Origin of the sequence: Streptosporangium sp. NPDC002544 (assembly GCF_040295965.1) — a bacterium.
GTDB lineage: Bacteria > Actinomycetota > Actinomycetes > Streptosporangiales > Streptosporangiaceae > Streptosporangium.
This window is the reverse complement of record NZ_JBEOWJ010000067.1, coordinates 12933-27047: the sequence shown is the minus strand read 5'-3', so window position 1 is coordinate 27047 and position 14115 is coordinate 12933. Positions and strand designations below refer to the sequence as shown.

The following is a 14115-nucleotide window of genomic DNA, read 5'->3' as shown; positions in this document are numbered from 1 at the left end:
GCTCCGGGGGTGCTGGTGGGCGCCGCGGCGCCCCCCCGGCGCGTCTTTGTTGACCGGGGGGGCCACCGGGGGGGGCCGCCCCCCCTCCTGGCGGGCCCCCCCCCGCGCCAGGAGATCAGACCCTGAGTGTGAGGACGTGCTCGACCAAGGTGATCAAGGTCGATTTCACCGCGTCCCTGGACCGGGCGTCGGTCCGGACGACGGGGATGTGCGGGGCGATCGTCAGAGCCTCCCGCACCTCCTCCTCACCGTGAATGTGCGATCCGCCGAACCCGTTGAGGGCCACAACGAACGGTAGTCCGGCCTCCTCGAAGTAGTCGATCGCCGGGAAGCTGTCGGCCAGCCGCCGGGTGTCGACGAGCACGATCGCACCGATCGCACCCTTCACGAGGTCGTCCCACATGAACCAGAACCGGTGCTGACCCGGCGTACCGAACAGGTACAGGATCAGGTCGCGGTCCAGCGAGACCCGGCCGAAGTCCATGGCGACCGTGGTGGTTCGCTTTGTCGGGATGTGCGAGAGGTCGTCGACGTCCGCGCTGGCCTCTGTCATCACCGCTTCCGTGGTCAGCGGCATGATCTCGGAGACCGCGCCGACAAAGGTCGTCTTGCCGACACCGAACCCGCCGGCGACGACGATCTTCGTCGACGTCATCCCGGCGTCAGAGCCTGCGAAGCCCACTGAGCACCCTTTCAAGCAAATTGAGATCCGGCTTACCCGCATCCAGCGACGGCTGATGGATCTGCACCAGGCCCTCGGCCGCCATGTCCGCGATCAGTACCCGGGTCACGCCAAGTGGCATGCGCAACAGGGCAGAGAGCTCGGCAACCGAGCGCACCTGCCGGGACAGCGAAATGATCGCCTGATATTCCGTGGAGAGCGTGGCGGGATCCACCCCCGCCAACGTCGCCGAGGAGACCAGTGCCTCGAGAGCTAGCTGCATCCGGGGGGCGGTCCTGCCCCCGGTCACAGCGTACGGGCGAATCAACCGGTCTCGCCCGCTCTTGGCCTGAGACGTGTTCTGGGGTTCCTCCCCCGGCCCACGCCAACCTGGTGCGTCCATATCACCCCCCTATCGCTGAACCGACTGCAGTTCGGCCCGTAGCGCAGGCGTAAGCGCCTGCCCGGCACGCTCTGCGAGCAGTGTCATCTGGTAGGCCACCAGGCCCATGTCGCAGTCCGGCGAGGCCAGTACGGCCAGCGCGGAACCATCGCTGATCGACATGGTCAGCAGAAGGCCCCGCTGCATCTCGATCACTGTCTGTGCCACAGGACCACCCTCGAAGACTCGTGAGGCGCCCTGGGTGAGGCTGATCAGACCGGCCGTGATAGCGGCGAGCTGGTCCGCCCGGTCCTTGGGAAACCCCTGGGAGTAGGCCAGCGGGAGCCCATCCGCGGAGACGATCACCGCGTGCGCCACTCCGGGCATCTCCTTGACGAACTCGGTGATCAGCCAGTTGAAGCCGCGGGCGGCCTGGCTGAGTTGGTTGTTCACTGCTGGTTCTCTCCCTCGACGGCCTTGGCGCGCTCGCTCATCTCAGCGCGTCCCTGCCGTACGCCTTGCTGGAAACTGGACAGGCGGCTGCGCACCCGATCCGCCGATATCGGCGGCATCGAGGGGGCCGGCGCAGCCGGTGCCGCCGAGGCGGCTCCGGGAACGAGGTTCGCCTTGGGCACCCGCTTGGGAAGGCCCGCTCCGGTCACGCCGCCCTCCACCGGCTTCTTGGCGACCTCGGCGGCCGCCCAGCCCTGATCCGAGGGGGTGCTCCACGGCTGCCTGTCGGCCGCGGGCGCGGCCGGTCTGGGCGGCTGTGCCTGCTGCTGCGGCGGCTGCCCCGGCTGCTGCTGAGGCTGCGGCGCGGAGTGCGAGATCTGCGGGAAGTTCTGGGTCTCCAGTCCCTGCGGACCCCGCCTGACCCGCTGCTCCAGCAGCCGGGGCCTGGCCTCGGCGACGGGCTCGGGATCGGACTCTGCCTCCTGCTCCTGTTCCGGCTCGGGTGCGACGGACGTGCTGCTGCGGAACCAGTCGGACCCCACCGCCGCGAAGATCGGCAGGAACTCCTCCGGCTCCGGTTCCGTCGGCGAGACCTCGACCGCGGGAAGGGCCTGGGTGTTCTCCACCGGTTCCAGCCGCTGCGGTGTCCACAGGTCGGACGAGGAGGTCTCGGGCCAGGCCGAGGGGAACGACGGCGCCGGGGTCGACGCCAGCGGCGACGACCACAGGTCCTCCACCGCGGAGGCGGGCACCACCGGCCCCGACCAGAGATCCCCGGACGTCGGCGCCGGCACCTGGGGAGGCGTCTGAGGCTGCGCCTGGGCAGGCTGTCCGAGGCCGGCCGGCGGTCGGCCGCCGCGCCCGGCGCCGGTCCCGAACGGGTCCGGGTTCGGAGCGGAGCCGAACGGGTCGGGGTTCACCGAGGAGAACGAGCTTGCGGGACCGCCGAAGGAACCGGACGGCATACCGCCCTGCCCGGCCATCGCCATCTCGGGCAGCACCGTGCCCTGGGCCACCACCTGCACCGGCAGGAGCACGACGGCGCTCAGGCCGCCGGTCTCCGGGCGCCTGAGCTGGACCCTGATCCCGTGGCGCATGGCCAGGCGGCCGACCACGAACAGGCCCATCCGGCGGGAGACCGAAAGGTCCACCGCGGGAGGCTCGGCCAACCGGCGGTTGGCCTCGGCCAGTTCCTCGTCGCTCATGCCGATGCCCGCGTCGGTGACCGCCAGGATGACGGCGCCCATCTCGTTGCCGTTGCTGGTCACCGTGATCTTGGTGTCCTGCGGCGAGAAGAAGATCGCGTTCTCGACGAGCTCCGCGACCAGGTGGACGATGTCGTTGACAGCCTGGCCGATGATCGAGATGCCCGACTCGACCCGGAGGTTCACCCGCTCGTAGTTCTCGACCTCCGACAGCGAGGCGCGGACGACGTCGCTGAGCGGAACCGGCTCACTCCACCGGCGGCTCTGCTCCTGACCGGCGAGGACCAGGAGGTTCTCGGAGTTCCGGCGCATGCGGGTGGCCAGGTGGTCCAGCTTGAAGAGGCTGCCGAGCCGGCTCTCGTCCTGCTCACCCTGCTCCAGGTCGTCGATGAGGTCGATCTGGCGTTCCACGAGCGACTGGGTGCGCCGGGAGAGGTTGACGAACATCGCGTTGATGTTGCTTCGCAGCCGGGCCTCGTCACCCGCCAGCCGGATGGCCTCGCGGTGCACCTCGTCGAAGGCCCTGGCCACTTCCCCGATCTCGTCACGGGAGGCCACCCCGATGGAGGGCACCTCGATGTTCGGGGCGTGGTCTCCGGACTCCCGCAGCACCCGGACGGTCTCGGGCAGCCGGGTGTCGGCCACCTCAAGCGCCTCGCTGCGCAGCTTGCGCAGCGGCCGGACGAGCGTGCCGGCCACCCAGGCGGTGATGAGCAGGATCAGGACCAGCAGGACCAGGATCGAGACACCGGAGATCGCGGCGCTGCGCTGCTCGGCGCTCTCCATCTCCTGGCTGCGGGCGACCACCGCGGCCGACAGGCCGCGCTCGACGGTCCGCATGTTGTCCACGATCGCGGAGGAGGCGCTGTACCAGGTGTCGGCGCTCCTGAGCCAGCCGCCGCCGATCCGCTCCAGCGGCTTGTTCTCCCGCATGAGGGACATGACAAGGGCGCGCATGGAGTCGGCCTGGTCGACCTTGGGGCCGTTGACCACGTCGCGGAAGCGCTTGATCTCGGCGGCCGAGGCGGTCGCCCGGAAGGCGTTTTCCTCGCTCAGCTGGCTCCGGTACGCGCCCAGCAGGTCGGCGGGGTCGTCGAAGTCGAACTTGCGGTCCAGGAAGCTGACCAGGAGGGTGCCCCGCTGCCTGGCGACCTGCTCCTTGGCCCGGGTCAGCGCGCCCAGCGCGAGCGCGTCACCGATGAGGCGCTCGTCGCCGCCGCTGCGGCCCAGGTCGTCGTGGAGGGTGATGAAGTCGGTGATCATCCGCGAGTACATGCCGAGGGCCGCCCGGGGCAGCACGCTGCCGTCGGTCATCAGCCTGCGCAGACCGGGGAGACCGTTGAGCCAGCGGCGGATCTGGGCGACCTCGGTACGGACCCGGACCGCCTGCGACTCGTCGAGGTCCTCCATGGCGGCCAGCGTCTGCTTGCTGCTCCGGTCGACCACCCCACGCTGCTCCCTGACCTTGGTGAGCCGGGCGCGAGTGGCGCCGGCGACGTACCAGGCGGTGAGGTCGCGCTCCTCGGCCATCTCGTGGGCAAGCGTGCCGAGCGACTCGACCAGTGAGGCGACCTCGGTCATCCGGCGGTACTCACCGGCCGTGGCGAGGGCGGTGGTCAGCTGAAGTCCGGTGAGCAGGACGGCCGCGGCGGTCGGGAGCAGGATCAGCGCGACCAGACGGGGACGCACGCGCCAGTTCGCCGGCAGGAGTCGACTGCCCACCCCTGACGCGCGGTGGCTCCGGCGGTCTTGTGTCATCACTGGCCTACGTAACCCCTCGCCGGATTTGGAAACGGCGAAAGCAATTTGAGCACATCCTTTATGTCACTTCGAATGGAGTAAATGCCGATAAATCCCCGCAAAAAGGACATACGGCTACAAAGTTTTCAGGCCGGCCGGAAGGAATCCTTCACCTCCGGAGCCTGGTGCTTGATCATCAGGTGGCGGGTCACAGAGTATTCCCCAACCGCCTCCTGACTCATGTCCTTGCCGAAGCCGCTCCCCTTGACCCCGCCGTGCGGCGCCTCAGAGGCGATGGGCAGATGGTCGTTCACCCAGGTCACGCCCACATCGAGCCGATGCGACACGCGCAGCGCCCTGGCCACGTCCCTGGACCAGACCGATGAGGCCAGCCCGTAGACGGTGTCGTTGGCCAGCCGGACCGCCTCGTCCTCTCCGTCGAAGGGCAGGGCGACCAGTACCGGACCGAAAAGTTCACCCTGAACGATCTCACTGTCCTGGGTCGCGCCGGAAACCAGCGTGGGCGGGTAGTAGAAACCGGGCCCTTCGAGCGGGGCGCCGCCGCAGAGCACGGAGGCGCCCGCGGCGACGGATCGCTCCACGAAGCCGTGCACGCGGTCGCGGTGCACCGCGGAGATCAGCGGGCCGATGTCGGTGGCCGGATCCCAGGGGTCGCCCACACTGATCCGCGCCAGCGTCGCGTGCAGCGCCTCGACCGCCTCGTCGTACACCTCCCGGGAGATGTAGACGCGAGTCGCGGCCGTGCAGTCCTGGCCGGTGTTGTAGGTGGCGCCCATCGCGACGCCCCTGGCCATCTCGGACAGGTCCGCGTCACCGAAGACCAGCGCCGGAGCCTTGCCGCCGAGCTCCAGGTGGACCCGCTTCAGAGAGCCCGTGGCGCCGCGCATGACCGCGCGGCCGGTCGTGGTGGAGCCCGTGACGCTCACCATGTCGACGCCCGGGTCGGTGACGAGGGCCTCGCCCACCTCGGCGCCGCCCAGCACCACCTGGAGCAGGCCGTCGGGCGCGCCGGCCCGGGCGAACAGCTCGGCCATCCGCAGCGTGGTGCCCGGCGTCTGCGGTGCGGGCTTGATGACCACCGCGTTCCCCGCGGCGAGCGCGGGGCCGATCTTCCACACCGCCATGACCAGGGGGAAGTTCCACGGGGCGATCGATCCGACGACGCCCACCGGACGACGCACCAGCACCGAGGTGTAGCCGGAGCTGAGCACCCCCGCACCGGTGCCGTCCAGCGAACGGGCCGCCCCGGCGAAGAAGCGGAGGTTGTCCGCCGCGAACGGCAGCTCGCCGTCGCGGAAGACCGCCGCGGGCTTGCCCGTCTCGACGACCTCCAGCCGGGTGAGCTCCTCGGCGTCGGCCTCGACGAGATCTGCGAAGCGCAGCAGCACCCTGGCCCGCTCGGCCGGGGTCGCGGCGCTCCATTCCCGGAACGCCACGCGGGCCCGCCGCACGGCGGCGGCCACCTCCTCGATCGGGGTGTCGGCGATCTCCCTCAGGAGCTCGCCGGTCGCCGGATTGATCAACTTGCCCATGGAACTTCCCTCATCGTGGTGGTGCGGAGAGCCGTCAGGCGCCGGCCCGCTCGATCAGGTCGGCCGCCCTGCGCAGGCCGTCCCGCCCGCGGATCTCCTCGCCCGCGGCTGCCAGGCGCTCGCGGAGCGCGCCGTCGCCCAGGAGCCTGTCCAGCGCGCCGGTCAGCTCCTCGTCGGAGAAGGTGTAGGTGGACAGGCGCACACCGTAGCCGAGCTCGTGGACGCGCTGCGCGTTGTCGTACTGGTCCCAGAACAGGGGCAGCAGGATCATCGGCTTGCCGAAGTGCAGCGCCTCGGTGGTGGTGTTGTTGCCGCCGTGCGTGATGACCAGGTCGACCATAGGAATGATCTTGGTCTGCGGGACGAACTCGGCGCCCCACATGTTGTCGGCCAGCTTGATCTCCTCGTGCAGCGGACCCATCGAGACGATGAAGCGGTGCGGGGTGGTGGCCAGCACGTCGATGACCCGCTGCATGAGCGAGACGTCCGCCGAGCCGAGCGAGCCCAGCGAGAAGTAGACCAGCGAGCCGTCCCGCCCGGCCAGCGACGCGGGGAGCTCGAAACCACCGTCCGTCTCGCGCACCGAGGAGTCCAGGCGGTGCCAGGAGTCGCCCAGCGGCCGGGCGTCGACGTAGTCGGCGATCTCGGGGAAGACGTAGAGGTTGAGGTCACCCTCGTGGATGAAGTCCAGGTCCGGCAGCGGGTCGGCGCCCTGCTCGACGACCCACTCGTTGAAGGCGGTCCAGATCTCGCGGTGGGTGCGGTCGTACTCGGCGTTGAAGGCACCCCACTGCGACCGGTCGTCGGCGGGCAGCCCGGAGAAGACCGGGGCGACGCCCTCACCGCGCACCTCCAGCGGGTTGCAGGAGACGATCCGGACGAACGGCTTGCCCGCCGTCAGCAGCGCCGGGAAGGTGATGACGTTGTCCTCGACGATGACGTCCGGCTGGACGCGCTCGATAATCTCCTTCAACTGCGGCTCGCAGTACTTGGCGCCGTCGATAAGCGCCTCCCAGATCGGCTTGGTGACCGTCTCCAGCTGCTCCAGAGTGGACTTCCGGTATTCCGGTGCGGTGTCCCTGATGAAGTCCTTCCAGAACTGCCCGGCGTCCTGCTCCTCTTCTGCCGGAGGCGCGAGATCGACCAGGTCCTCCTCGAATCCGAGGGCCTCCAATTTCCCCTTCCAGGAGGCCTCAGCTGCGAAAACGACTCTATGCCCACGCTTACGAAGAATGTCACCGATGCCGATGCAGTTGTTCGTCGGCCCGTAGGCGCTCTCCGGCATGAACAGGATCGTGAGGGACATCACGCCTCCTTACGTCTAGAGGTTGCGGCTTTTGAAGAATGGTGGAATTCTCGGCTAGCAAAAATTCTAGAAAACAGTCACTATGGACCCCGGCACAGAGCGTGGTTTTCAACGAGCGGGGGAATATGACGCGCAAGGGACGGGCGGACCGGCGCCTGGATCTCATCGCGGCCGCACATCGGGCGATCATCCGGCACGGCACCGAGGGAGTGCACCTCAACCATGTCGCGGAGGAGGCCGGGCTCACCTCCGGGGCCGTCCTGTACCACTACCCGCGTCTCAGCGAACTGCTGGTCGACGCCCACCACGCCGGGATGGAGCGCTTCTACGAGCAGCGGCTCAAGCGGATCAAAGGCATGCGCGACCCCGTGGAGAAGCTTGTCGTGACCGTCCGCTCGGGGCTGCCGCACGGTCCGGACGACCCGGACGTCCGGCTGCTCAACGAGCTCGGCGGAGCCGCGCCCCGCAACAGGATGTACGCCCTGCTGCTGACCACCCTCTACGACCGCCAGGTCTCGCTCTACCAGAGCATCCTGGACACCGGGGCCGCGTTGGAGACCTTCACGCTGTCGGGCGACTCCCTGCTCATCGCCCGCAACCTGGTCGCGCTCGAGGATGCGTACGGCTATCGCATAACGGCCCGCCACCCGGTGATCGGCCCGCAGGAGGCGGCGGAACTCATCCTCGACTACGCCAGGACCGCGACGAACCACCCGCTCAACTCGTCTCATTGAGGGATCAGCACTCCGTCCCCCTCGGCCCAGCCGAGCGCCACCTCAGAACCCGCCTGGACCTGGGTGGCCCCCTGGGTGGCCACCAGCACGGGCTGCCGGCGCCCGCTCACCTGTACCGACACGTGCGAGACGCCGCCGTAGAAGCTCACGTCGACGACCTCGCCGCTCAGCACGCCCTTGCCCTCGTCGTCCAGCCTGATCCGCTCCGGTCGTACGGCGAGCAACGCGGGCGTGCCGTCGGGCAGGTCCGACGTCCCGGGAAGGATGCCGAGTTCCTCGCCGGCCAGGCCGACCGAGCAGGCCCTGCCCTCGAAGATGTTGTTGGCCCCCACGAAGCCGGCGACGAACGGCGTGCGCGGGTGCTCGTACAGCTCCACCGGGGCGTCCACCTGCTCGACCCCACCGGCGTTGAAGACCGCGATCCTGTCGGCCAGCGACATGGCCTCCTCCTGGTCGTGGGTGACCACGACGAAGGTGATGCCGACCTCGTTCTGGAGCCGCTTGAGCTCCAACTGCATCTCCGCGCGCACCTTCTTGTCCAGCGCGGACAGCGGCTCGTCCAGCAGCAGCAGGCGCGGCCGCTTGACGATCGCGCGGGCGAGCGCGACCCGCTGCCGCTGGCCGCCGGAGAGCTGATGCGGCCTACGGCCGGCCATGGCCTCCAGCCCGACCTTCTCCAGGACCTCGTCGACCCGGCCGCGGACCTCCGCCCTGCCCAGCTTCTCCCGCTCCAGGCCGTACGCGACGTTCTTGGCCACGGTCATGTGCGGGAAGAGCGCGTACGACTGGAACATCAGGTTGACCGGGCGGCGGTGGGCCGCCTGGCCGAGCAGGTCGTCGCCGTCGAGCGTGACGGTGCCCTCGTCGGGCGACTCGAAGCCCGCCAGGATCCGCAGGAGTGTCGTCTTACCGCAGCCGCTGGGGCCGAGCAACGCGAAGAACTCGCCCTGCCGGATCTCCAGGGAGACGTCCGACAGCGCCGTGACGTCACCGAACCGGCGGCTGACACCCGTGATCTTCAGCATTAGGACAGCGACTCCGTCAGTCGGGTCATCCGCTGGGTCACGATCACCGCGGTGAAGCTCACGAGCAGCAGCAGCGTGGCCAGGGCGTTGATCTCGGGGGTGACCCCGAAGCGGACCATTGAGTAGATGACGATGGGCAGGGTCGGCGTGGTGGGCGCCGCCGTGAAGAACGCGATGACGAACTCGTCGATCGAGAGGGTGAACGCGAGCAGCGCGCCGGCCAGGATGCCCGGCGCCAGCTGCGGCAGCGTGATCCGGAGGAACGTGGTGAACGGCGTCGCCCCCAGGTCCCTGGACGCCTCCTCCAGGGAGGTGTCGGCGTGGGTGAGCCGGGTGCGGACCACCGCGGTCACGAACGCCATGCCGAACACCGTGTGGGCCAGCAGCACCGAGTGCAGCCCGAGGGTCGACTTGATCATGGCGTAGAACACCAGCAGGCCGATGCCCAGCACCAGGTCGGGCAGGACGGCCGGCAGCACGCCGAGCGCGTCGAGCGCCCGCGACCTGGTGTGGCGGGCCAGGCCCACGGCCAGCAGGGTGCCGAGCACCGTGGCCAGCACCGTGGAGCCAACGGCCACGATCAGCGTGTTGACCAGGCCCTGGCGAATGTCGGCGTTCTCGGCGAGCGTGCCGTACCACTTCAGGCTGAAGCCCTCGTGGACGTAGGGGGACTCGCCAGCGTTGAAGGACATCACGACGAGCACGACGATCGGCGTGTAGAGGAAGACGTAGGTCGCCCAGAAGGGGACGTACAGCAGTCGGGGTCTACGCACGTCGGGCACTCCATGCCTGCGCGAGCAGCAGGACGATCAGCACGGCGATGAGCGCCAGTGCGAGGGTGGACCCGAACGGCCAGTCGCGTGCCTTGAGGAACTGGTCCCTGATCAGGTTGCCGACCATGATGGAACGGCCACCGCCGAGCAGCTCGGGGATGATGAAGTTGCCGAAGCTCGGTACGAACACGAACAGGCAACCGGTGAACACACCCGGCAGGGTCAGCGGCAGCGTCACCGAGGCGAACGTGCGGACCGGCCCGGCGCCGAGGTTGGCCGACGCCTCGCGGAGCTGCGGGTCCAGCTTCTCGATCGCCGCGTACAGCGGCAGGACCATCAGCGGCAGGTACGAGTACACCAGGCCGGTGACGATGGTGCCCTGGTTGTAGAGCAGCTCCAGCGGCTTGTCGATCAGTCCCAGGTCCATCAGGGTGCTGTTGACCAGCCCGGGACCGCTCAGCAGGACGATCCAGGCGTAGATGCGTACCAGGAAGTTGGTCCAGAACGGCAGCACGACCGCGACCAGCGCGATCGTCTTCCACTTCGACGGCAGCTGGGCGATCAGGTAGGCCGTCGGGTAGCCGACCAGCAGGGCGATCAGCGTGGCGATCGCGGCCAGCTTCAGCGAGCCGATCAGCACGTCGAGATAGAGGGGGTCGAGCAGGCGGGTGAAGTTCTCCCCCGTCGCCTCGTAGACCACGCCGCCGAAGCGGCCCCTGCGAAACACCGTGAAGCTGATGAGCAGCGCCAGCGGGATCACCAGCAGGACGATCAGGTATGTCAGTCCGGGCCCCAGGAAGACGAGCCTTCCCAGGGCACGCGATCGGCGCGCCCGTGATCGCACGGACGCGCCGGAGGTGGTGGAGCGTGTCACTGCTGGGCCGCGACCTCGGTCGCGAGCCTGGTGAACTTCAGTGAGTCCTCGCCCAGGTCGATGATCGACTCACCCTTGAGCAGGTCGGACGGGCTCATCTGCAGCGGGGCGTTGGCAGCCTTGAGCTCGGGGTTCATCGCGTCCATCGCGGCCTTGTTCGGGACCTTGTAGAGGATGTTCTCCGCGGCCCAGCCGTGCACCTTCGGGTCCAGGATGTAGTTGATGAAGGCGTGTGCCGCCTCCTTGTTCTTGGAGGACTTCAGCACGACCATGGTGTCCACCCACAGGTCGCTGCCCTCCTTCGGCACCACGAACTTGATGTTCTTCTCGGTGGTCGGGCACCAGCCGTCCCACGCCTCGACCATCACGGCCTCGCCGCTCTTCAGCTTGTCGCCGAAGGTGGTGTCGTCGTAGCCGAGCAGCTTCGGCTTGGTCTCCAGCAGCTTCGCCTTGACCTTGGCGATCTCCTCGTCGCTCTTGGTGTTGACCGAGTAGCCGAGCGCCTTGATGGCTGGCAGGGCCAGCCAGCGCTCGGTGGTCATCATGGTGACCTTCTTGACCGCGTCGGCCGGCGGGTCGAGGATGTCGTTCCAACTCGTCGGAGCGGTCTTCAGCAGGTCGGTCCGGTAACAGATGCCGGTGGTGCCCCAGGTATAGGGAACCGAGAAGACGTTGCCCTTGTCGTAGGAGAGCTCCTTGGCCTCGGGGTAGAGGTTCGCGAGGTTCGGGATGAGCTCGGGGTGGAGCGGCTCCAGCAGCCCGGCCTCGTTGAGCGCCTGGGCGTACTGACCGGAGACGAAGGCCACGTCGAGCCCGGTGTCGGCGCCGCTGGTGAGCTTCGCCATGATCACTTCGTTGGTGTCGTGCAGCGTGACCTTGAGGTCGGTCTTGAGCTTCTCCTTGACCTCGGTGGCCAGTTCCTTGGGGGTGTAGCCGTCCCAGACGGAGATGGTGATGCTCTGCTTGGAAAGGTCGGCGTTCGGGTTGAGCTGCGCCGATGAGGCACTGGCAGCGGGCGCGGCGGTCTCCGCGGCCCCCCCGCCACATGCCGAGACTGCGAGCGCGAGGCCGACGGCCAGGGCGGCAGCCGGAAGATTACGGGGGTACCGGGTGCGGGACACGGCCGCTACTCCTTCAGAATTCAGTGTAAGTGGGGTAGACCGGCCGTTGGGGACACGGCAGACCAAAGCAGGAGTGTTGCAGTCAACATTATCTTGAGCAAGACTTCCCACGACATCACCCCTGGAAAGTTGGGTCCGTTTGTTAAATCCAGCTTCAATCTGGAACCGGCTCGACACGGTTCCCCGAGCCGGCGACGGACGGAGCAGCGCCCTCCTTGACGCTCTGACCAGTGCAGATCCCTCCCCCTTCAGAGTTCGCCGGTTCCATCCGCTTCCCTCCCCGGCTGTCACAGTTTTCTCAACCGACACTCAATTGTCATGGATCGACGGAGCCGCAGGGACGGGTGAGCGCGGGTTCGACGTCGACCAGACCAACCACTCGGTGGTCGTCGGCGAGAAGGTGGTCGTCAAGTGGCTCACCCCGCCCGTGCCGCTCCCGGCGCCCGCGCCCGACATGTTCGCGCACCTGACATCGGTCGGCTTCACCGCGACCGCCACGCCCTACGCGGCCCTCTCCCGGCGCGCGGACGACGGCTCCGAGATGTTGCTCGCCCTCGTCACCGCCTACCTCCCCGAGGCGAGGGACGGCTGGGAGTGGTGCGTGGACGAGGCCGTCTCCTTCGGCACCTCCTTCGCCGCCGACCTGGGCGCCCTCTCGGCCGACCTGCACGCGGCGATGGCGACCCCGTCGGTGACCTTCCCCGACCCGGTACGCACGGCGGAGGGCCCGTGGTCGCTCCGGGCCGGCGAGGCGCTGGAGGAGGCGCTGGCACTGACCGACGGCGAGGACGGCGAGTGGCTCGCGGCCCACGCCGGCGCGCTCCGCGCCGACCTGGCTCCGCTGGCCGCCGCGGGCGCCACCCCGCTGATCCGCATCCACGGCGACCTGCACGTCGGCCAGATGCTCCGCTGGCGGGACGGGTACGCGGTGATCGACTTCGACGGCAACCCGACCGTCGCGGACGCCGCCCCCTTCCAGCCCGCCGCCCGCGACCTCGCCCAGCTCACCACGAGCCTCGAACACGTCGGCCAGGTCGCGGTCAGGCGCCGCGACGCCGATCCGGCGATGATCGCCGAGTGGGCCGTCGCGGCCCGCGCCACCCTGGAGTCGGCCTACTCAGACCGCCTGGCCGAGCTGGGCCATGCCGGCCTTTTGGACCGTTCCCTGCTGCGCCCGTTCGAGGTCGAACAGGAGTGCCGCGAGCTCGTCTACGCCGCCCGGCATCTCCCCCGCTGGCGCTACGCCCCGATGGGCGTACTGCGGTCCCGCTACCGGTGACCGTTGAAACCGATGAAGGAGAGCACGTGATTCCCGAGCTGTACCTCACCGATCTGGAGGCCAAGCCCGCCGCGCTGACCGGCCTGGCGAGCGCCCTGGAGGCCGACGACCTGTTCGCCGGAGTACCCTCCGGGATCCGGCGGGTGGTCTTCCTCGGCATGGGCAGCTCCCGGTACGCCGCCCGGGTGGCCGCGCTGCGCCTGCGGGCCGCCGGGGTGGACGCGGTGGCCGAGTACGCCTCCGCCGCCCTGACCTACCCGCCGAGCCCGGACACCCTGGTGGTCGCCATCTCCGCCACCGGTGGCAGCAGGGAGACCCTCGACGCGGTCGCCCGCGTGCGTGGCCGCTCCTTCGTCCTCGCGCTGACCAACGCGCCGGGCTCGCCGGTCACCGAGGGCGCCGACCTGGTGGTCCCGATGCTGGCCGGCGAGGAGCGCGGCGGCGTGGCCTGCCGGACCTTCCAGCACACCCTCGCCCTGCTCCTGGCACTCGGAAACCGCCTCACCGCCTCCGGCGGGGACTCACCCGCACTGCTCCGCCGTACGGCCGAGGCCACCGCCGATCTGCTGGAGCGCCGCGACGAGTGGCTGGAGCCGGCGGCGGCACTGCTCGACGGCCCACACGGCGTCTACACGATCGCCCCCGCCGAGCACCTGTCCTCCGCCGAGCAGTCGGCCCTGATGTTCCGGGAGGGGCCGCGCAGGGCGGCCGACGCGTGCGAGACCGGCGACTGGGCCCACGTGGACGTCTACCTCACCAAGACCCTGGACTACCGCGCCATCCTGTTCCCCGGTTCTCGCTACGACGAGCAGGCCATGGACTGGATCCGGCAGCGCGGCTCCACGGTCCTGGCCGTCGGCGGCGACCTCCCCGGCGCCAAGGCCGCCGTCCGCTACCGCCACGACGACGACCCCGACGTGGCGCTCCTGACCGAGACCCTGGTGGCCGAGCTCGTCGCCGCCAGGTGGTGGCTCGCCCCGAGCTGACCCGCCCACAGCGGGCCCACGAC

13 protein-coding genes are annotated in these 14115 nt (G+C 69.2%); 3 read left to right on the top strand and 10 right to left on the bottom strand.

Going from position 1 to position 14115, the window contains the following annotated elements; all coding sequences use genetic code 11:
- Positions 1-115: 115 nt before the first annotated feature.
- The 6 genes from ABT061_RS47690 to ABT061_RS47665 all read right to left on the bottom strand — a co-directional run bounded on the left by ABT061_RS47690 (position 116) and on the right by ABT061_RS47665 (position 7300).
- Positions 116-655 (bottom strand): GTP-binding protein, encoded by a 540-nt coding sequence (locus ABT061_RS47690; protein WP_350930342.1) that lies wholly within the window; start codon positions 653-655, stop codon positions 116-118.
- 7 nt (positions 656-662) lie between these two features.
- Positions 663-1064, bottom strand: coding sequence for a DUF742 domain-containing protein (locus tag ABT061_RS47685; protein WP_084195143.1), 402 nt, complete (start codon positions 1062-1064; stop codon positions 663-665).
- A gap of 9 nt (positions 1065-1073) precedes the next feature.
- A complete protein-coding gene (locus ABT061_RS47680; RefSeq protein ID WP_030906232.1) occupies positions 1074-1496 on the bottom strand; it encodes a roadblock/LC7 domain-containing protein in 423 nt (140 codons plus the stop codon).
- Entirely contained in the window at positions 1493-4390 is a 2898-nt protein-coding gene (locus tag ABT061_RS47675; RefSeq protein ID WP_350930341.1) for a sensor histidine kinase, read from the bottom strand. The genes ABT061_RS47680 and ABT061_RS47675 overlap by 4 nt, the downstream gene beginning before the upstream one ends.
- Positions 4391-4587: 197 nt before the next feature.
- Positions 4588-5994 (bottom strand): aminobutyraldehyde dehydrogenase, encoded by a 1407-nt coding sequence (locus ABT061_RS47670; RefSeq protein ID WP_350930340.1) that lies wholly within the window; start codon positions 5992-5994, stop codon positions 4588-4590.
- Positions 5995-6028: 34 nt separating this feature from the next.
- On the bottom strand, positions 6029-7300 hold the full coding sequence (locus ABT061_RS47665; protein ID WP_350930339.1) for a glycosyltransferase: 1272 nt from the start codon (positions 7298-7300) through the stop codon (positions 6029-6031).
- 125 nt (positions 7301-7425) lie between these two features.
- Between ABT061_RS47665 and ABT061_RS47660 the strand changes: the two genes are divergently transcribed.
- Positions 7426-8034 (top strand): TetR/AcrR family transcriptional regulator, encoded by a 609-nt coding sequence (locus tag ABT061_RS47660; RefSeq protein WP_350930338.1) that lies wholly within the window; start codon positions 7426-7428, stop codon positions 8032-8034.
- On the opposite strand, the gene ABT061_RS47655 is transcribed toward ABT061_RS47660, so the two are convergent.
- Genes ABT061_RS47655 through ABT061_RS47640 form a run of 4 tightly spaced genes read right to left on the bottom strand, consistent with a single transcriptional unit; the run spans position 8028 to position 11827 of the window.
- Positions 8028-9059 carry an ABC transporter ATP-binding protein gene (locus tag ABT061_RS47655; RefSeq protein ID WP_350930337.1) on the bottom strand — a complete coding sequence of 344 codons (1032 nt, stop codon included), beginning with the start codon at positions 9057-9059 and terminating at the stop codon, positions 8028-8030. The genes ABT061_RS47660 and ABT061_RS47655 overlap by 7 nt on opposite strands.
- Positions 9059-9832, bottom strand: a complete 774-nt coding sequence (locus ABT061_RS47650; RefSeq protein ID WP_350930336.1) for an ABC transporter permease — start codon at positions 9830-9832, stop codon at positions 9059-9061. Before ABT061_RS47650 ends, ABT061_RS47655 begins: the two co-directional genes overlap by 1 nt.
- Entirely contained in the window at positions 9825-10706 is an 882-nt protein-coding gene (locus ABT061_RS47645) for an ABC transporter permease (RefSeq protein ID WP_350930335.1), read from the bottom strand. Before ABT061_RS47645 ends, ABT061_RS47650 begins: the two co-directional genes overlap by 8 nt.
- Positions 10703-11827, bottom strand: a complete 1125-nt coding sequence (locus ABT061_RS47640) for a polyamine ABC transporter substrate-binding protein (protein ID WP_350930334.1) — start codon at positions 11825-11827, stop codon at positions 10703-10705. The genes ABT061_RS47645 and ABT061_RS47640 overlap by 4 nt, the downstream gene beginning before the upstream one ends.
- A 313-nt stretch (positions 11828-12140) precedes the next feature.
- On the opposite strand from ABT061_RS47640, the gene ABT061_RS47635 reads away from it, so the two are divergent.
- Both ABT061_RS47635 and ABT061_RS47630 read left to right on the top strand, forming a co-directional pair.
- The gene (locus ABT061_RS47635) at positions 12141-13106 is read left to right on the top strand and encodes a hypothetical protein (protein ID WP_350930333.1); all 966 of its coding nucleotides are present in this window, start codon (positions 12141-12143) and stop codon (positions 13104-13106) included.
- Positions 13107-13132: 26 nt separating this feature from the next.
- Positions 13133-14092, top strand: a complete 960-nt coding sequence (locus ABT061_RS47630; RefSeq protein ID WP_350930332.1) for an SIS domain-containing protein — start codon at positions 13133-13135, stop codon at positions 14090-14092.
- Positions 14093-14115: the final 23 nt, after the last annotated feature.